Genomic DNA, 18,992 nt, shown 5'->3' with positions numbered 1-18,992 from the left:
TTACCCCCTAAGTTATACAGGATGAAACCATCCGGCCCTGGTGCGCTCCAAATTTTGCGGCTGTCTTTTCTTTGCGCAGAGTTCAATGATGCAATTTTTATCCAATCCCCACGGCTGTGAAGGTTGGGCCGGTGAAATGGCCCAGCGGATCCGCGCGTTCAATTGGGCAACCACCGACCTGGGCCCTATCGACCAATGGTCCACCAGCCTGACCTGCACCGTGCAGATGATGCTGGCGTCACCCGTGCCGATGGTGATGCTGTGGGGCCAATGGGGGTACATGATCTACAACGACAGCTACTCGGCCTTTGCCGGTGGCCGTCACCCGTACCTGCTGGGCACGCCGGTAGAACTGGGTTGGCCTGAAGTGGCTGAGTTCAATCGTCATGTGATGGACACTTGCCTGGCCGGTGGCACCCTGTCGTTCAACAACAAGGACCTGGTGCTGCTGCGCAATGGCCAGCCGGAAACCGTGTGGCTGGACCTGTATTACAGCCCGGTCGCCGGCGACAACCAACAACCCGCCGGGGTATTGGCGATTGTGGTGGAGACCACCGAACTGGTGAAGTCCGAACAGGTGCGCCAGGAACTCACGCATAACCTGGAGCAACGGGTCGCCGCTGAAGTGCAGGCGCGCTCCGCTGCCGAGGACCAACTGCGCCAGTCGCAGAAACTCGAAGCCATCGGCGGCCTGACCGGCGGCGTGGCCCACGACTTCAATAACCTGCTGCAAGTGATCGCCGGCAACCTGCATTTGCTGGCCCGCCACGAACCGGACAACGCCCAGGTGCAGCGCCGTGTCGCCGCGGCCATTGCCGCGGTGGAACGCGGGGCCAAGCTGTCGTCGCAATTGCTTGCGTTTGCGCGTCGCCAACCGTTGTCGCCGGCGGTGTACAACCCGCAACGCATCTACGCGGGGCTTGGCGAACTGCTGCAACGGGCGCTGGGGGAAACCATCCACATTGATGTGCAATTGCCCCAGGACTCCTGGTTTATCAACGTCGACCGCAACCAGCTGGAAAATGCGCTGCTCAACCTGGCGATCAACGCCCGGGACGCCATGCAGGGCGAGGGCGTGATCCGTATCACTGGCGAGAACATCATCCTTAACCCCGACGACTGCGCGGGCAAAAGCATCAAGCCCGGCGAATATGTGCGCCTGGCGGTCATCGACACCGGTGTGGGCATGTCCGAGTCCACGCTGAAACGCGCGTTCGAACCCTTCTTCACCACCAAGCGCGAAGGCCATGGCACCGGTCTGGGCCTGAGCATGGTGTTTGGCTTTGTGCGCCAGAGCGGCGGGCATGTGGAGATGTGGAGTGAGCAGGGCAAAGGCTCGGTGGTGCAGATGTATTTCCCCCACAGCCTGGAGCCGGAAAGCCTCGATGTGCATATCGACCAGATCCCGCAGAGTGGCGGCCAGGAAACCATCCTGGTGGTCGAGGACAACGAAGGCGTGCGCCTGACCGTCGTCGAGTTGCTCGAACAATCCGGCTACACCGTGCTCACGGCCGATGACGGTGACCAGGCCATGCTAAAGCTGCAAGCCGGTTTGCAGCCGGAGCTGATCTTTACCGATGTGGTCATGCCCGGCCGCGTCAAAAGCACCGACCTGGCCGACTGGGCCCGTGTGCAGGACCCGCCGGTGGCGGTGTTGTTCACCTCCGGCCATACCCGCGACATTCTCTCCAGCAATCACCTGCTGAGCGCCGACATTCATCTGCTGAGCAAACCCTACAGCCCCGAAGCCCTGACGCAACGGGTGCGCAGCGTGCTCACCGCCCGACAAGGTTGTCCATGACTTCACAGCGCAACATTCCTGCGATCACTGCCCCGCCAAGCGGTTTCGTCCGCGTACGCGGCGCCCGCGAACATAACCTGCGTAACGTCGATGTGGACATTCCCCGGGATGCCCTGGTGGTGTTTACCGGGGTGTCGGGTTCCGGCAAATCGTCCCTGGCGTTTTCCACGGTGTATGCCGAAGCGCAACGGCGTTATTTCGAGTCGGTGGCGCCGTATGCGCGGCGGCTGATCGACCAGGTCGGCGTGCCGGACGTGGACAGCATCGAAGGCCTGCCGCCCGCCGTGGCCCTGCAACAGCAGCGCGGTACGCCGAGTGCGCGCTCGTCGGTGGGCAGCGTAACCACGCTGTCGAGCCTGATCCGCATGCTGTACTCCCGCGCCGGCAGCTATCCGCCGGGGCAACCGATGCTGTACGCCGAAGACTTCTCGCCCAACCTGCCCCAGGGCGCGTGCCCGCAATGCCATGGCCTGGGCCGTGTGTACGAGGTGACCGAAGCGCTGATGGTGCCGGACCCTTCGCTGACCATCCGCCAGCGTGCGGTGGCGTCCTGGCCATTGGCGTGGCAAGGTCAGAACCAGCGCGACATCCTGGTGACGTTGGGCTACGACGTGGATATCCCCTGGCGCGACCTGCCGAAAAAGCAGCGCGACTGGATCCTGTTCACCGAAGAAACCCCCACCGCACCGGTCTACGCCGGCTTCACGCCGGAACAGACCCGCGACGCGCTCAAGCGCAAACTGGAGCCGAGCTACCAAGGCACCTTCATGGGCGCCCGGCGCTACATCCTGCACACCTTCGCCCACACCCAGAGCGCGCTGATGAAGAAGCGCGTGTCGCAGTTCATGCAGGGCAGCGCCTGCCCGTTGTGCGAGGGCAAACGCCTGACCAAGGCCGCGCTGTCGGTGAAGTTTGCCGGGGTGGACATCGGTGAGTTGTCGCAGTTGTCGTTGGCGCAATTGGCCGAGTTGCTGCGGCCAGTGGCGGCGGGGCAAGACAAGATGAAACTGTCGGTGGAAAAACGCCTGGCTGCCCAGCGGATTGCCCAGGATTTGCTGGAGCGGGTCAGCACGTTGACCGAGTTGGGCCTGGGTTATTTGTCTTTGGAGCGCAGCACACCAACCCTGTCATCAGGGGAGTTGCAACGGTTGCGTTTGGCGACCCAGTTGGGTTCGCAGTTGTTCGGCGTGATCTATGTATTGGATGAACCCTCGGCGGGCCTGCATCCGGCGGATGGCGAGGCGTTGTTCACCGCTCTGGACCGACTGAAAGCCGCAGGCAATTCGTTGTTTGTGGTGGAACACGACCTGGAAACCATGCGCCGCGCCGATTGGCTGATCGATGTGGGTCCGGCCGCCGGCGAGCATGGCGGGCAGGTGTTGTACAGCGGCCCGCCGGCAGGGTTGGTACAGGTGCAGGCGTCGCAGACCCGTGAGTATTTGTTTGCAGAAAAACGCGTTTCTAACCCGGTGCGCCGCGAGCCGACCGGCTGGCTGAAACTGCAAGGGGTGACGCGCAATAATCTCAAGGACCTGAACGTCGATTTCCCGTTGGGCTGCTTCACGGCGGTCACCGGGATTTCCGGGTCGGGCAAGTCCAGCCTGGTCAGCCAGGCGCTGCTGGAGCTGGTGGGCGCCGGTCTTGGTCGCGTGGTGGAAAACGACGAAGAACCGAGCCTGGAAGACGACGCGCCGCAAACCAGCGGCGGGCACATCAGCGCCGGGCTGGAGCATGTCCGTCGCCTGGTGCAGGTGGACCAGAAACCCATCGGCCGCACCCCGCGCTCCAACCTGGCGACCTACACCGGCCTGTTCGACAACGTGCGCAAGCTGTTCGCGGCCACCCCGGCAGCGAAGAAGCGGCATTACGATGCCGGGCAATTCTCGTTCAACGTCGCCAAGGGCCGCTGCCCGAACTGCGAAGGGGAAGGTTTTGTCAGTGTCGAGTTGCTGTTCATGCCCAGCGTGTACGCACCGTGCCCGACCTGTCATGGGGCGCGCTACAACCCCGAGACCCTGGCGGTGAAATGGCAAGGCTTGACCATCGCCCAAGTATTGGGGCTGACGGTGGAGCAGGCGGTGGACGTGTTTGCCGAGCAACCGAGCGTACTGCGCTCGTTGCAGGTGCTGCGGGACATCGGCCTGGGTTATCTGCGCCTGGGCCAACCGGCGACCGAGCTGTCGGGCGGTGAAGCGCAGCGCATCAAGCTGGCGACCGAGCTGCAACGCAATGCGCGGGGCGCGACCCTGTATGTGCTGGATGAGCCGACTACCGGGTTGCATCCACGGGATGTGGACCGCTTGCTCAGCCAGTTGAATCATCTGGTGGACGCGGGGCATACGGTGGTTGTGGTGGAGCATGAGATGCGCGTGGTGGCGCAGAGTGATTGGGTGATTGATATCGGGCCGGGGGCGGGGGATTTGGGGGGGAAGGTGGTTGTCAGTGGTACGCCGCAGAAGGTTGCGAAAAGCAAGGTGAGCCGGACTGCGCCGTTTCTGGCTCGAGAGCTGGTTTAACTGGCAGTTTCGATCAAATATGGGTGGGTATTTGTGTTGGTGTACATATCCGTTGCTGCGGTGATGGCTGATATTGGTTCCGCCCTTACGGCGGGTCACTTTCGAAAAGCGCGAAAGTAACCAAAGCGCTCTTGCCCCAACACTCGGCACCTCGCCTAGGCTCGGTGTGCCCTCACTCCGGCTTGAATCCGTGGGCCGCCGCGATGGGCCATCCTTGGCCCAGCGCGGCTAACCCGGCGTCCTGCCGGGTTACCCACGGATTCAAGCCTGCGTTCGGCCAGCGTGTTTAACGGGGCGCCTAAGATCAAAATCAAAAGCAAAAGCGCGGCGGCCTGGTAGCCGACCGGTTTCTGGAAGCCGGTCTCAGTTTTAAATGTGGGAGCGGGCTTGCTCGCGAAGGGGGCGTGTCAGCGATTACATATCTAACTGATCCACCGCTTTCGCGGGCAAGCCCACACAATTTAGATCTCAGGTAGACATCAATCTGCTCTGGCTCTGCTTTTGATTTTGATCTTAGGCGCCCCGTCAAACACGCTGGCCGGAATCTGGCAGGGATTTGGGGGGTAAACCGGCAGGGATGCCGGTTTAGCCGCCCCGCGCCATGGATGGCGCGTGGCGGCGGCCCCCCAAATCACTGTCGGATTACGGGCACACCGAGCCTAGGCGAGGTGCCGAGTGTTGGGGCGAAGCGTTTTTGGTTACTTTTGGCGCTCTTCCAAAAGTGACCCGCTGTAAGAGCGGAACCATAAGTAGCCGTTACCGAAGAATCGGATATGTACCCGATCAAAAAAATCCCCCCGCATTCGCCCGCAATCCCACTTTTAGCTCAACCCTGAATCAATTGAACCTGCGATACAGCCTGCTTCACCACATTCTCAACAGTAAACCCAAACTTCTCCTGCAACTTGGCCAACGGTGCCGACGCACCAAAGCTGTTCATCACCACCTTGGCCCCGGTCTGCCCCACATACCGGTCCCAACCCAATGGCCCAGCCTGTTCCACCACGACCCGCGCCTTCACCGCTGGCGGCAACACGCTGTCGCGATACGCCTGGTCCTGGTCTTCAAACAACTCCCAACTCGGCATCGAGACCACCCGAGCAGCTATCCCTTCGTTTTCCAACTGCTCATACGCCGCCACCGCCAGGCTGACCTCGCTGCCGGTCGCCAGCAGAATCACCTTCGGCTCGTCCGCACTCGCCAGCACATAAGCCCCCTTGGCGGCCCCGGAAGCCGCCGCATACTTTGTACGATCCAATGTCGGCAACGGCTGGCGCGACAACACCACACAACTTGGCCGATGGGTTTGCGCCAAGGCAACCTTCCACAGTTCCAGGGTTTCATTGGCATCGCCGGGGCGCAGCGTCAGCAACCCCGGTGTGGCGCGCAGTTGCGTGAGGTGTTCGATCGGCTGGTGCGTCGGCCCGTCTTCACCCACGCCAATCGAGTCATGGGTAAACACAAACACCACCGGCAATTCCATGATCGCCGCCAGGCGGATCGGCGGTTTCATATAGTCGCTGAACACCAGGAAGGTCGAGGTGTAGGGCCGCAGGTAGGACAGCGCCATGCCATTGGCAATCGCGCCCATGGCGTGTTCTCGGATGCCGAAGTGCAGGTTACGCCCGCTGTAGTCGTCGGCACTGAAACGTCCGGCGCCGTCGAAGGTGAGGTTGGTCTTGGTCGACGGTGACAAGTCCGCTGAGCCGCCCAGCAGCCACGGGACTTGTTGGGCAAACGCATTCAGCACTTCGCCACCGGCTGCGCGGCTGGCGATACCCTTGGGATCGCTGTCGAAGTGAGGTAAATCGTCTTGCCAATGCTCGGGCATTTCTCCTGCACGCATGCGGCGCAACTCGTCAGCCAGTTCCGGCTCGTACTGCTCCAACTGCGACAGGTGCTGACTCCATGTTTCGTACAACGCCTGGCTGCGTTCCAACAGGGCATCACGCAAGACGGTGCGCGCGTCGTCCGGCACCAGAAAACTTGAATCCTGCGGCCAGCCATAAGCGGCCTTGGTCAGGCGGATTTCTTCATCGCCCAACGGTTCGCCATGGGCGGCGGCGGTGTTGTGCTTGTGGGGGGAGCCGTAGCCGATCACGCTGTCGACCACGATCAGGGTCGGTGCGCCGGTATTGCTTTTGAAGGTCTCAAGCGCCCCGCTCAATGCCTGCAAGTCATTGGCGTCGGTCACGTGCAGCGTGTGCCAGCCATAGGCCTGGAAGCGCTTGATCACGTCTTCGCTGAACGCCAACTCGGTGTGGCCTTCGATACTGATGGTGTTGTTGTCGTAGATCCAGCACAGGTTCGCCAGCTTCAGGTGGCCGGCCATCGACGCCGCTTCGCTGCTGATGCCTTCCATCATGTCGCCGTCACCGCACAGGGTGTAGACGTTGTAATCGAACAACACCTGGCCCTCACGGTTGAAACGCTCACCCAACCAGCGCTCGGCCATCGCCATGCCGACGCTGTTGGCGCAGCCCTGGCCGAGTGGCCCGGTGGTGGTTTCCACGCCAGTGGTCATGCGGTACTCGGGGTGGCCCGGCGTTTTCGAATCGGCCTGCCGAAATTGCTTGATGTCGTCCAGGCTGATCGCCGGCTGGCCCGTGCGCTTGCCATGGGCATCGATCTCTACCACACCGGCCAAGTGCAACAGCGAATACAGCAACATCGACGCGTGTCCCACGGACAACACAAAGCGGTCACGGTTGGGCCAGTCGGGATGCTCCGGGTGATAACGCAGGAAGCGACTCCACAGCGTGTAACCCACCGGCGCCAGGCCCATGGGCGTGCCCGGATGGCCGGAATTGGCCTTCTGTACGGCGTCCATGGCCAGGGTGCGGATCGTGTTGATGCATTGGGTGTCGACAGCGGTGGTGGCATGAGTCATGAAACCGGTCTCCCACGAATGGCTATCTAGAGTGGAGGGCAGGGCGCCGCAAAGGTTTGATCCAAACACCTGCGCCGCGACGAACGGGGCTGTATTGACCCCGGACATGACAAGACCCCTCGCAATGGTCTAGCTTCTAGGTCGTAGTAAGCCATTGATCAACGTGCGGAGGTACGCCATGCCAGTGAAACACGACCTGTATCTGGATTTGGGGAAGAGCAAGGAAGAGGTTCACGAACGCAGGGCGAGCGACAAACGCCTGGACTCGCTGCTCACTCAATACGATGACGCTGACAAGGAGGTGCTGAAGGCAGAATCGGCAAGCGCCAGCGATGAGGATGTGGAGAAGCTGAAGAAGAAACGGCTGTTGATCAAAGACGACATTGTGGCGAAGTTGGGTTAGGCGATGGTCCGCGCTCCTACAGGGCGCGGACACATTTGTTCAGAATTGTCTGAAGGACAGGGCGGCTTTCACTGCCTATGATGCCCACCGCCCACCCGGCTCTGGGGACTGTTGCGGCGCAAGGATTGCGCTGGTGAGCCGGGTGGGTACTTCATCGGGGTGACGTTGAGCCAAATCGGTCGGGTTTAAATCCGTGCCCTGAGCACGCTGATCTGACATAGGTTTGGCGGCCGTGTGCTAGCGCTTGAACGCCAAGCCTAGGATTTCCGAGATCTCAACCCAGCCACCAAATTGAGCCACGGCCCCCATCGAACGGATAGCCTCTTCAACATGCCCATTCTGGTATCGCAAGCGATAGAGCAATGCACTTGACTCGAATATTGCTTTCATCTCATTTCGCATAATGATGCTTTCATAGATGTTTTCCGCTTCTAATGTTTTTTGCATTTAATGATGTGGCGGTGGATAAATCGTAAGCAAGGAGTATCGCTAGTATGCCGGCTGTTGTCATGAGGAGTGCCAGGGATAACTTGGATATTGTCTGTTCGTAGAAAAATATGCCGATACTGAACAGTGTGAGCGGTAGTATAAACTGTAAAAACCCAGTTGCCGATAGTGGTATTTTGTTAGTGGCGAAAGAAAACATCAGCAATGGCGTTACGGATACCACGCCAGCGAGCAAGATTAATAAGTTTTGGTAAGAGGATTCATTGGGTTGAACGATGGTGAGGTTGAATGCCCAAATAGCGAGAGTCAGAAACGCGGACAAAAAAAGCGTTTCTAGAAATAACCCACTTACTGCGTCTAATGAGGTGGTTTTTTTTAGATATGTATATGAGCCCCATGTCGTGGCGATCAGCAGGTAGGTCCAGTGATTTAGGTTTTCACTGAGGAGAACGAGAGATACGACCGAGCTTAGCGCAACGATGGTGGACAGCATTTTTCGCGGTGTGATGGGTTCATGGTAAATCAAGCAGCCCATCCCAATGGAGATGAAAGGAGCTAGAAGGTACCCGAGACCACTTTCTAATAGATGTCCATTGAGGGATGACCAAATGAAGGCTCCCCAGTTGAAAGCAATCATTGTTGCGGCTGCGCAGTGCGTGAGGATTAATCCTGTTGTAATGTTTTTGAAGTTGCCAAGTCGCCTGAATGCAAGGAGGAGCAAAGCGAGAGTGGCGCTGGATAACGTGACTCTGTATATAAGTAATGTTATGTATGAAAAATCGCTAAGTGCTTTCCAGTAAAGAGAAGATGCACCGAGGAGCAAGTTTGCAAGTCCGGATAGACCTGCTGCCAGGCGTTGTTGGTCTATCTTCCTTGGGTTCATGATTTATTATTTTGTTTTATGAGTTTGTGTGTGGCGTGACCAAAATATTCTTCCTTATTTATCATGGGGTACATCAGAATATTCGTGGCTGTTGTCATGATATCTCCTGTTCGACACGATTAACGCTGTACGGGGGATCACGTACTTTCAGCTTCGTCTCGATTAGGATTTATCTCAAACCATGGGCTTCCTAAAAACGTGTAGGTTGTTTCTGGCAACGACCTTTCCGGGATATTAGGAGGGATTTACAACTGAGGGGCACCCGGCTCTGGGGACTGTTGCGGCGCAAGGATTGCGCTGGTGAGCCGGGTGGGTACTTCATTTCAGGCCAGCAGTGCCTTTGTACAGTCATCAATCGAGCGCTGCTGCGTCTCGCCATACAGTTTCAATTCATCAATCGTCCGACGGCCCAGCGCATTTTCAAATTCGGCCTGGTTCGAATTAGCCGCGTAGTGACTCTGCGCCGCATCCCCCAGGTTCGACTGGAAAATCCCCGCCGCACTCACCGGCAGAAAATCTTCATACACCAACGGCTCCACATCAATGTGGCCCGCTGCGATCAGTGCTTCAAGAGTACGCGGTTGCTCGGCCGTTCCGCGCGCCCCCAGGCCCTGTGCGGTGGTGAAGTAGCGGAAGTACGCCAAGCCCTGTTCACGCATCTGCGCGTGGTTATCCGGGAAGGCCTGGAAGTGATGTTCCATCAATTGCATATAACGCGCGGCGTTGCCCTCATTGGGGAAGGCGCCCAGTTCGTCGCGCGCGGCGTTTAGCAACTGGTCGTACAGCGCACGGCCTTTGGGGGTGAGCGCCACGCCGCGTTGTTCGATTTCGCCGAAGCGTGCGCTGTGGCTGCCCTGGGCGTCGGTAAAGGCGATGGGTTCGTCGAGGGCCTTGAAGCTGGTCTGGCGCAGCAGGATCGGGCACTGGCGGCAAGGGGGGCCTTCGATCACGGCTTTTGGCATGATGCCTTTGCCGGGCATGGCAGCCTGGACCTGGTCGATGTCCAGGGTGCGCGGGGTCAGGTGGTTGATGTGCGGGCCTTTGAAGGCGACCACGTCGGCGATCAGGCGATGCTGGTCGCTCAGTTGCTGGTACTGCGCGCCGGTGACGGTGGCGGTGTGGTGCCAGCGGAAGGTTTCCAGGGCCTGGCGGATGAACTCATCGGCGTCCGCAACGTTGAGGCCGCCGTCTTTTTCCGCTTGTTCGATCAGCGCCAGGGCGCCAGGGGTGAAGATCGAGCGTTTGGCCAGGGCGGTTTCGGCAAAGGCGCGCAGGTCGTGGTTCTCGATCAGTTCCAGGCGCAGCAATGAGGTGAACACGCGAAACGGGCTGGTTTGCAGCGCCTGCTCATGCACGGCGCGAAATGCGGTGGAGTGCACGGGTACGCCAGCCGGTGTCAGGTCGTAGTAGCCCACCGGTTGCATGCCCATCACTGCGAACAGGCGGCTGATGGTCGCCAGTTCTTCTGCCGTGCCCAGGCGGATCGCGCCGTGGCGTTCCATGTCCAGGCGCTGGATTTCGCCGGTGCGTTGCAGCTGCTGCGCCAGCTGCGGCTGGGTGTCGAGCACGTGGGCATTGGTCTCGGCCACCAGCGCCATCAGCGCGCCATACAGGGGAACTTCATCTCGGTACATGTCGGACATGGCCTTGGAAAAGCCCTTGCGGATCTCGTCTGGGCTGACATGTGAAGTGGTGGGCATAGAAAAATTCCTGATGGCGATGACGATAGAGGCGACCTTTGCCTGGATTTTGTTGAGCGCAAGGCACGCTTGCAAACGAAGAATCCTCAGGACTTCATTCTGCAAATGAATGAGATGACGTGAATATGACAAAAAACAGCCGGTGAGAAATTTCATTTAAGGGCGATTTTCCTAACTAATTCTTCACGGAGTCTGCCCCGGTCGGCATGAAAGAATCGTCACGTTTGCAAGGATGAAAACGCCGTTATGCACACCAGACACATAAAAAAATGTTTAGGGGCTGTCGTTAATGAAAATTTCTACACTGGCGTTGTCGATCACCGCCGCCGTTCTTGCACAACAGGCATTCGCTGATGATTTCGGGCTCGGTTCGCTGGGCACGGGCAACGGTCACAGCGGTTTCCTTGAAGACAGTCACGCGGCCATCAGCTCGCGGACCATGTACTACAGCGCGGATAACCGCTCGGGGACCAACAACGACCTGCGCGAAACTGCAACGGCGCTGCGTTTTGACTACAAATCCGGCTTTACCCAAGGCACCGTCGGCCTGGGGTTTGACGTCATGGCCTTCGGCGCGCTGCGCCTGGACGGCGGTGATGGCCACACGGCGGGCGCGGGCCTGTCGGGTAACGGCAACAGCTTCTTCCCGACCAAGAACAACGGCACCGAACCTGCCGATTCCTTTGGTCGTGCGGCGGGCAATGTGAAGTTCCGCGTTTCCCAGACCGAGTTGCATGTCGGTGGAGGCTTGGCGCCGGTGCTGCCGATTTTGGTGTCCAACGACAGCCGCGTAGCGCCGCAGACCTTTGACGGCGGCATCCTGACCTCCAACGACATTCCCAACGTCACCTTTACCGGCGGTGAGCTGAACCGTGCCGAAGGCCGAGCCTCCAGCAACTCCACAGGTTTGAGCGTGGCCGGTGGGACGCGCGACAGTGACAGCTTCAAGTTCGGTGGGGTGGACTACAAGCCGTTTGGTTCTTCCGACAACGTCATCGCGAAAAACCTGACGCTGCAGTACTACTACGCGCAGTTGCAAGACTTCTACAAGCAGAACTACTTCGGCCTGGTCCACGTATTGCCGCTGGGCAATGACCAGTCGTTCAAGACCGACCTGCGCTACTTCGACAGCAGCAGCGACGGCAAGAACGGCGAGAGCGGCTACCAGTTCAACAACAACGGCGGCTACGCCAAGCACGCCGGCGAAGTGGACAACAAAACCTACAGTGCGGCCTTCACCTACCAGTTGGGCGGCAGCAGCTTGATGCTCGGCCACATTGGTGTGGGCGACGACGGCGGCTTCGTGTGGGTGAACCAGGGCAGCCTGGCCGATCCGCATGCACAAGGCGCGGGCGGTAGCGACTTCTACCTGTTCACCGATGCTGTGGTGGGCCAGTTCTCCCGCGCGGGCGAGCAGGTCAATTTTGGTCAGTACTCGTATGACTTCAAGGCCTACGTGCCGGGCCTGAAGGCGTCCGTGGCTTATCTGGATGGCCGGGACATCAAGTCGAAGGTAGCCGGTGGCCCTGACCAGAAAGAAAACGAAGCCGACTTCCGCCTGGACTACGTTGTGCAGGCCGGTCCTCTGAAAGGCTTCGGTACGACTTTCCGTACCGGCACCTATCACGGCAAGAACACCGGCACCGCCGACCAGGACCAGACACGCCTGATCTTCAACTACACCTACGCCATCTTCTAAGTCTTCATGTGCACCCGGGCGTCATTGGGCTCTACACTGCCTTTCATCTGGTAGGCGATGGAGGACCCGATGACGGCCACACCCAACAACCGAATACGTGCAACCCTCGAAGGCCAACGCCTGGCGCAGCAGGATGCCGAGCGTTGGCGCGAGTGGGGCCCTTATCTGAGTGAACGCCAATGGGGCACGGTGCGCGAAGACTACAGCGCCGATGGCGACGCCTGGACCTACTTCCCCCATGAACACGCGCGCAGCCGCGCCTATCGTTGGGGCGAGGATGGTTTGGCGGGTTTCAGCGACAAGGCGCAACGCTGGTGCCTGGGCCTGGCCCTGTGGAATGAGTGTGACGCGATCCTCAAGGAGCGCCTGTTCGGCCTCAACAATGCCGAGGGCAACCACGGTGAAGACGTCAAGGAACTGTACTTTTTCGTCGACGGCGTCCCAAGTCATGCCTATATGCGCATGCTCTACAAATACCCCCATGCCGCCTTTCCCTACGTCGACCTGATCAGCGAAAACGCCCGCCGTGGCCTGGCGGATGCCGAGTACGAGATCCTCGATACCGGCGTGTTCGAAGACAACCGCTACTGCGATGTCAGCGTCGAATATGCCAAGCATCAGCCCGACGATATCTTCATGCGTGTCACCGTACACAACCGTTCTGACCAGCCAACGCGTGTGCAGGTGTTGCCCCACCTGTGGGCGCGCAATGACTGGAGCTGGACCTTCGACGCACCCAAGCCGCAGTTGACGCTGGACGGCGAGCACGTGCTGGCGCGTCATCATGAATTGACGGATCGCCATCTCAGCGCCTGGGGCCAGGACGGGATGGAGTGGTTGTTCTGCGAGAATGAAACCAATATCCCCCGGCTGGATGGGCAGGCGGTGCCGGGGCCGTTCAAGGACGGAATCAATGATTACGTAGTCGGCGGTGACCAGGCTGCGATTCGACGCGACAGCGGGACTAAAGTCGCCGCGCGTTTCATCCTCGACCTGGCAGGCCTGGAAAGCAAAACCCTCTACCTGCGTTTTGCGCCGGTCGACGCGCCGCCAGTCTACGCCCGCAAGCTGTTCGAGCAACGCCGCCAAGAGGCCGATGACTTCTACGCCGCCTTGCAACACGGTATCGCCGATGAGGACGCGCGCAATGTGCAGCGTCAGGCCCTGGCCGGGTTGCTGTGGTCCAAGCAGCTTTACTATTTCGATGTGAACCAGTGGCTCGACGGCGACCCGGCACAACCCGCGCCGCCGCCCGAACGCCTGCATATCCGCAATACCCATTGGCGGCACTTGTCGAATTTCGACATCCTTTCCATGCCCGACACCTGGGAATACCCGTGGTACGCCTCATGGGACCAAGGCTTCCAGGCAGTGGCCATGGCATTGATCGATCCGGGCTATGCCAAGCAGCAACTGTTGCTGCTGGTGAAAGACCGCTTCATGCACCCCAACGGCCAGTTGCCGGCCTACGAATGGCGCTTCGACGACGCCAACCCGCCGGTGCATGCCTGGGCCAGTTGGCGCGTCTATCAGCAGGACAAGGCGCTGACCGGCGTCGGTGATATGGATTTCCTGGAGCGGATTTTTCACAAGCTGCTGTTGAATTTTTCCTGGTGGGTCAATCGTAAGGATGCCGAGGGGCGCAATCTGTTCCAGGGCGGCTTCCTCGGGCTGGACAATATCGCCTTGTTCGACCGCTCGGCCGCGTTGCCACCGGGTTACCAGCTGGATCAGGCCGACGGCACGGCGTGGGTTGCGGCGTATGCGCTGGACTTGATGCGCATCGCCCTGGAGCTGGCCAAGCGCAACGCGGTGTACGTCGATATCGCGGTGAAGTTCTTCGAGCACTTCCTGTATATCGCCGGCGCCATCAACCGCGTCGACGACGGCGCCGAAGGCCTGTGGGATGAGCAGGACCTGTTCTTCTACGATGTGCTGCACCGCCCCGATGGCCAGAACGAGCCGGTGCGCCTGCGCTCTATCGTCGGGCTGATGCCGCTGTTTGCCGTGCTGGTGCTGGAGCAGCGCGAGCATGAAAGTCTGGAAGGGTTGCGCGAGCGTTTGCTGGGCTTCATGAAGCACCGTCCGGACCTGGCCAAACTGGTCTCGCGCTGGAACGAACCTGGGCAGGGTAATCGCCTGTTGCTGGCGTTGCTGCGTGGCGAACGCACCAAGGACCTGTTGCGACGCATGTTGGATGACAATGAGTTCCTGTCGGCATTTGGCGTGCGCTCCTTGTCCAAGGCGTTCGCCGAACAACCGCTGGCGTTGAAGATGAACGGCAATACCCTGTGTGCGAGTTACCAGCCGGGCGAATCCGACTCGCGGCTGTACGGCGGCAACTCCAACTGGCGCGGGCCGTTGTGGATGCCGGTGAACTACATGCTGATCGAATCGTTGCGCGAATTTCACCGCTATTACGCCGATAACTTCTCGGTGGAGTACCCGACGGGCAGTGGTTATCTGTCATCTCTGGAGGAAGTGGCTGACAGCCTCAGTCAGCGCCTGACCCGGTTATTTCTACGCGATGAGAATGGCCTGCGGCCGTCGATGGCCGGGTATGCGCAGCTGGAGGCTGACCCGGAGAGTCGCGATCTGGTGTTATTCCATGAGTATTTTCATGGCGAGACCGGGCGCGGGTTGGGGGCTTCACATCAGACGGGGTGGAGTGCGTTGGCGGCGTTGTTGCTACAGCCCAACTAAAAATCCCGCCTGTAAAGGCGGGATCGGATTCAGGGTTGCCCGTGAATCAAGCCGGGAACAGTTCGCTCAGCTTCATCGCCAGCATCATGTCGCCTTCGGTGCGCAGCTTGCCGCCCATGAAGGCCTGCATGCCGTCAGTGGAACCGTCGACGATGCCTTTCATGGTGTCGCCGTCCATCACCAGGGTGACCTGGGCGTCTGGGTTTTCGCCTTCCAGCAGTTCGCAGGTGTTGTTTTTTACCACCAGCGAGAAGTTCTGGGTGTCGTCGATGCGGAAACCGAACACCAGGTCCAGGCCGTCGGCGGCGGCTGGGTTGAATTTGGCTTTCATTGCTTCTACAGCTTTGGCTACGTCAGTCATGGTTTCGATCCTTTAGGGTAGAGTCCAGTGACCTTGGGGTCACGGTTGGCCGCAGCTCATCGGAACGTGATGAGCTGCGGCGCCTTCAACAGTTGCAAGTGGGCATGACTGTTGAAGGAAGCCAGTGCCACCTCGCGACCGCGGAATTTCAGCTGGTTGAGCGAGGTGTTAACAATTTGCCAGTTCAGTTCGAACGCTTGCGCGGCAGGCATCCGGGTAATCAGGTGGAGCAGGGCGGTGATGGTGCCGCCGGAGGTGAACACAGCGATTTTCTGCGCGTTGTCCGCCGCTTCAAGAATACGTTGCAGGCCACCCTGGACACGTTCCACAAAGCCCAGCCAGCTTTCCAGCCCTGGCGGGTCGTAGGTGCCGGCCAGCCAGCGCTCGATGATCAGGGCGAAAATTCGCTGGAATTCGCTGCGGTTCTGCGCGGCGTTGCGCAGGATCTCCAGGGCTTCGGGTTCGGTGGTGAGCAGGTCGGGGAGCAGGGCGCGGATGATTGCGTCGGCATCGAATTCGTTGAAGGCGCTGTCGGTTTCCAGTGCCGGTACCGGCAGGCCCAGGGCGCTGTACTGATCGAACGCAGCGGTGGCAGTGTGCTGCTGGCGGCGCAGGTCGCCGGCCACGCAGCGGTCGAACACCAGGCCCATTTCCGCCAGGTGGCGGCCGAGTACCTGTGCCTGTTCCACGCCGACGGGCGACAGGACGTCATAGTCGTCTGCACCGAAGGAGGCCTGGCCATGTCGAATCAGATAGATGCTGCCCACGTCCGTTTTCCCGGTACGTTGAAAGTCTGGCGAGGTTATGAGGATGCCTGCGAGCTGTCAATGAAAAAACATACGCTTGTTTTAAAAGCTCGTTAGAGGGCGCTTGGTGGCGGTTTGAGCACTGGCTCCCGGCAAGCCCCGCCGGTATGCTTGGTCAATCCGCGCCTGGCGCACTGCACTTGTAAGGAGAACCATGGATTTTTTGGCCGAATACGCGAGCTTTCTGGCGAAGACCGTCACCCTGGTGGTCGCTATTCTGGTGGTACTGATCAGCTTTGCGTCGCTGCGCAGCAAAGGCCGTCGCAAATCCGCCGGCCAATTGCAGGTCAGTAAACTCAATGACTTCTACAAGGGTCTGCGTGAGCGCCTGGAATCGACCTTGCTCGACAAGGATCAGCTCAAGGCCCTGCGCAAGTCCGAAGGCAAGGCTGAAAAGAAGAAAGGCAAGCAGAAAGCCGAGGCCAAGCCACGGGTGTTCGTGCTGGATTTTGATGGCGACATCAAGGCCTCGGCCACTGAAAGCTTGCGTCATGAAATCACCGCCTTGCTGAGCCTGGCCACACCGAAGGATGAGGTGGTACTGCGTCTGGAAAGCGGCGGCGGCATGGTCCACAGCTACGGCCTGGCCTCGTCGCAACTGGCGCGTATCCGCCAGGCGGGCGTGCCCTTGACCGTGTGCATCGACAAGGTCGCGGCCAGCGGCGGCTACATGATGGCGTGCATTGGCGAGAAGATCATCAGCGCACCGTTTGCCATCCTCGGTTCCATCGGCGTGGTCGCACAGCTGCCTAACGTGAACCGCCTGCTGAAAAAACACGACATCGACTTTGAAGTGCTGACCGCCGGTGAGTACAAACGCACCCTCACCGTGTTTGGCGAAAACACCGAGAAGGGCCGCGAGAAGTTCCAGGAAGACCTGGACATCACTCACCAGTTGTTCAAGAACTTCGTCTCGCGTTACCGCCCGCAGCTGGCGATTGATGATGTCGCGACTGGAGAAGTGTGGCTGGGTGTTGCAGCCCTCGACAAGCAACTGGTCGATGAGCTGCAAACCAGCGACGAATACCTGGCCACCAAGGCCAAGACCGCCGAGGTGTTCCACCTGCACTATGCCGAGCGCAAGAGCTTGCAGGAGCGGGTTGGCCTGGCCGCCAGTGGCTCGGTGGACCGCGTGCTGTTGACCTGGTGGAGCCGGTTGACCCAGCAGCGGTTCTGGTAAGGCTGATCAGCGGTGTGCAGGTTTCCTGGAGGCCTGTTGCACCGCTGGTATTGGGTTTCTCATCAACGTCCCTACGACTAGAGCCCCCAGCAAGCCCAACAACCCCGCGACCCACAGCACACCACTGAACCCGCCCACAAACGCCTGCCGTGCCAACGGCCGCACCGCCTCTCGCGCCGACTCCGGTAGCAATCCCATCGCCGCCGGCATATCCCCGGCCACCACGCGTGAAGCAATCCCGTTCACGTGCGCCTGCCATTGCGTGTCGATGCTTGCACTCAGCAGCTGTTCGCTGTGGCTGCTCAGCAACGCCCCATACACGCCAATCGCCAACATGATCGCGCTGAAACGCATGGTGGTGCTCATGCCGGAAGCCATCCCTGCACGGTCCCGAGGCACGCAGGCCATGATGTTTTTCTGCGTATCACCATTGAGCAGGCCCGCACCGGCGCCCGTCACGGCAATGGCCAGGGCAAAGGGCAGGTAGCCGCCCAGATTGACCGCCCAGGCACTCAGCAAATTACCGCAACCTACCAGGGTCAATCCGGCGGCCATCATTGTCGCGGGCGTAAATCGTTCGGCCAGGCGTGCGCCAATGCGTGGGCAGGCCAGCATGGTCAAGGCAAACGGCAGCATGCCCAGGCCCGAGGCAATCGCGGAGAAACCCAAGCCGTTTTGCAGGTAGAACGGCAGCAACGTCATCATCACCTGAGCGCAACCGGCGTAGGCAAACATGCCCAGCAGCGCGCCGATAAAGCGTGGGTGGCGAAACAATTGCAGGTCGACCATGGGCCGCTGCTGCAGGCGTTCAACCAGTACGAACACGCCCAGCAATGCCGCGCCGCCGATCAGCCGCGCATAAGTCAGCCGGTTATCCCAGCCAATCCGATTGGCCTCGATCAACCCCCAGATCAGGCACAACAGGCTCGCGCTGAACGCCAGGCTGCCCCAGGGATCGAGCCGTGCGGACTGGGTATCGCGGGATTCCGGAATGGCGCGCAGCACCAGGCTCATCAGCGCCAGGCCCACTGGCAGGTTGAGGTAGAAGATCCAGCGCCAGCCCAAATACTGGGTAATAAGGCCGCCGAGGGTAGGAGCGGCAGTCATCGCCACGCCCATGCACGCGCCCCAGAAGGCCCAGGCTTTGGCCCGTTCCGCTTCATCGTGGAAGGTGTGGCCGATGGATGCCAGGGCTGACGTCAGCAACAGTGCCGCGCCCACGCCTTTGATGGCGCGAGCGATATCCAGCAACAGCGCAGTGGGCGCTGCACCACAACCCAGGGAGGCGAGGATGAAAATGCCCAAGCCCCAGATCAGGGTTTTCTTGCGCCCGAAGCGGTCGGCGATACTGCCCGCCGGTAGTAGTAAGGTGGCAAACGCCAGCATATAGGCGCTGACCACCCACTCGATGTCGGCAAAGTTTGCCCCCAGGTCGCGAGCAATGCTCGGCAGGGTCACGGCGACGATATTGGTGTCGAGCACAATCAGCGAGCAGACGCCGGAGGCTGTCAGCAAGGTAAGGCGTGGGCTGACCCGGCTCATGATTGAATTACCTCAAAGGCAACACGGAAAATGCAGTTGACGGACATCGCAAGGGCTCTCT

General features: G+C 60.0%; 12 protein-coding genes. 6 read left to right on the top strand and 6 right to left on the bottom strand.

The features are described from left to right. The first annotated feature begins 88 nt into the window (after positions 1-88). Together OZ428_RS19110 and uvrA are read left to right on the top strand one after the other, a co-directional pair. Complete coding sequence (locus tag OZ428_RS19110; RefSeq protein ID WP_269130907.1) at positions 89-1,801, top strand: ATP-binding protein; 1,713 nt, start codon at positions 89-91, stop codon at positions 1,799-1,801. Beyond that, positions 1,798-4,317 carry an excinuclease ABC subunit UvrA gene (uvrA, locus tag OZ428_RS19105; protein ID WP_269130906.1) on the top strand — a complete coding sequence of 840 codons (2,520 nt, stop codon included), beginning with the start codon at positions 1,798-1,800 and terminating at the stop codon, positions 4,315-4,317. Before OZ428_RS19110 ends, uvrA begins: the two co-directional genes overlap by 4 nt. A gap of 826 nt (positions 4,318-5,143) precedes the next feature. On the opposite strand, the gene tkt is transcribed toward uvrA, so the two are convergent. Beyond that, positions 5,144-7,207: a transketolase gene (gene tkt, locus OZ428_RS19100; RefSeq protein ID WP_269130905.1), complete on the bottom strand. Its 2,064-nt coding sequence runs from the start codon at positions 7,205-7,207 to the stop codon at positions 5,144-5,146. Between the two features lie 178 nt (positions 7,208-7,385). Between tkt and OZ428_RS19095 the strand changes: the two genes are divergently transcribed. Beyond that, a complete protein-coding gene (locus OZ428_RS19095; RefSeq protein ID WP_038843444.1) occupies positions 7,386-7,610 on the top strand; it encodes a DUF465 domain-containing protein in 225 nt (74 codons plus the stop codon). A 412-nt stretch (positions 7,611-8,022) separates the two neighbouring features. Here the strand turns inward: OZ428_RS19095 and OZ428_RS19090 are convergent, their stop codons facing one another. Beyond that, complete coding sequence (locus OZ428_RS19090; protein ID WP_269130904.1) at positions 8,023-8,940, bottom strand: EamA family transporter; 918 nt, start codon at positions 8,938-8,940, stop codon at positions 8,023-8,025. 323 nt (positions 8,941-9,263) lie between these two features. After that, on the bottom strand, positions 9,264-10,640 hold the full coding sequence (gene hglS, locus OZ428_RS19085; protein ID WP_269130903.1) for a 2-oxoadipate dioxygenase/decarboxylase HglS: 1,377 nt from the start codon (positions 10,638-10,640) through the stop codon (positions 9,264-9,266). Positions 10,641-10,929: 289 nt separating this feature from the next. Here hglS and OZ428_RS19080 point away from each other — a divergent pair, with 289 nt between their 5' ends. Both OZ428_RS19080 and OZ428_RS19075 read left to right on the top strand, forming a co-directional pair. After that, on the top strand, positions 10,930-12,339 hold the full coding sequence (locus OZ428_RS19080; RefSeq protein WP_178950984.1) for an OprD family outer membrane porin: 1,410 nt from the start codon (positions 10,930-10,932) through the stop codon (positions 12,337-12,339). Between the two features lie 69 nt (positions 12,340-12,408). Continuing rightward, on the top strand, positions 12,409-15,042 hold the full coding sequence (locus OZ428_RS19075; RefSeq protein ID WP_269130902.1) for an MGH1-like glycoside hydrolase domain-containing protein: 2,634 nt from the start codon (positions 12,409-12,411) through the stop codon (positions 15,040-15,042). Between the two features lie 46 nt (positions 15,043-15,088). Here OZ428_RS19075 and OZ428_RS19070 read toward each other — a convergent pair whose 3' ends face one another. Further along, complete coding sequence (locus OZ428_RS19070) at positions 15,089-15,403, bottom strand: SCP2 sterol-binding domain-containing protein (protein WP_048730219.1); 315 nt, start codon at positions 15,401-15,403, stop codon at positions 15,089-15,091. 56 nt (positions 15,404-15,459) lie between these two features. Then, positions 15,460-16,170 carry a histidine phosphatase family protein gene (locus tag OZ428_RS19065; RefSeq protein WP_177111642.1) on the bottom strand — a complete coding sequence of 237 codons (711 nt, stop codon included), beginning with the start codon at positions 16,168-16,170 and terminating at the stop codon, positions 15,460-15,462. Between the two features lie 193 nt (positions 16,171-16,363). Here OZ428_RS19065 and sohB point away from each other — a divergent pair, with 193 nt between their 5' ends. Further along, a complete protein-coding gene (gene sohB / locus OZ428_RS19060) occupies positions 16,364-17,389 on the top strand; it encodes a protease SohB (protein ID WP_269130901.1) in 1,026 nt (341 codons plus the stop codon). 6 nt (positions 17,390-17,395) lie between these two features. On the opposite strand, the gene OZ428_RS19055 is transcribed toward sohB, so the two are convergent. Continuing rightward, on the bottom strand, positions 17,396-18,931 hold the full coding sequence (locus OZ428_RS19055) for an MFS transporter (protein WP_269130900.1): 1,536 nt from the start codon (positions 18,929-18,931) through the stop codon (positions 17,396-17,398). Positions 18,932-18,992: the final 61 nt, after the last annotated feature.

Source organism: Pseudomonas sp. GXZC, assembly GCF_026967615.1.
Taxonomy (GTDB): Bacteria; Pseudomonadota; Gammaproteobacteria; order Pseudomonadales; family Pseudomonadaceae; genus Aquipseudomonas; species Aquipseudomonas azotoformans_A.
Note: the sequence above shows the minus strand (reverse complement) of the source record. Positions and strands in the feature narration are given on the sequence as shown.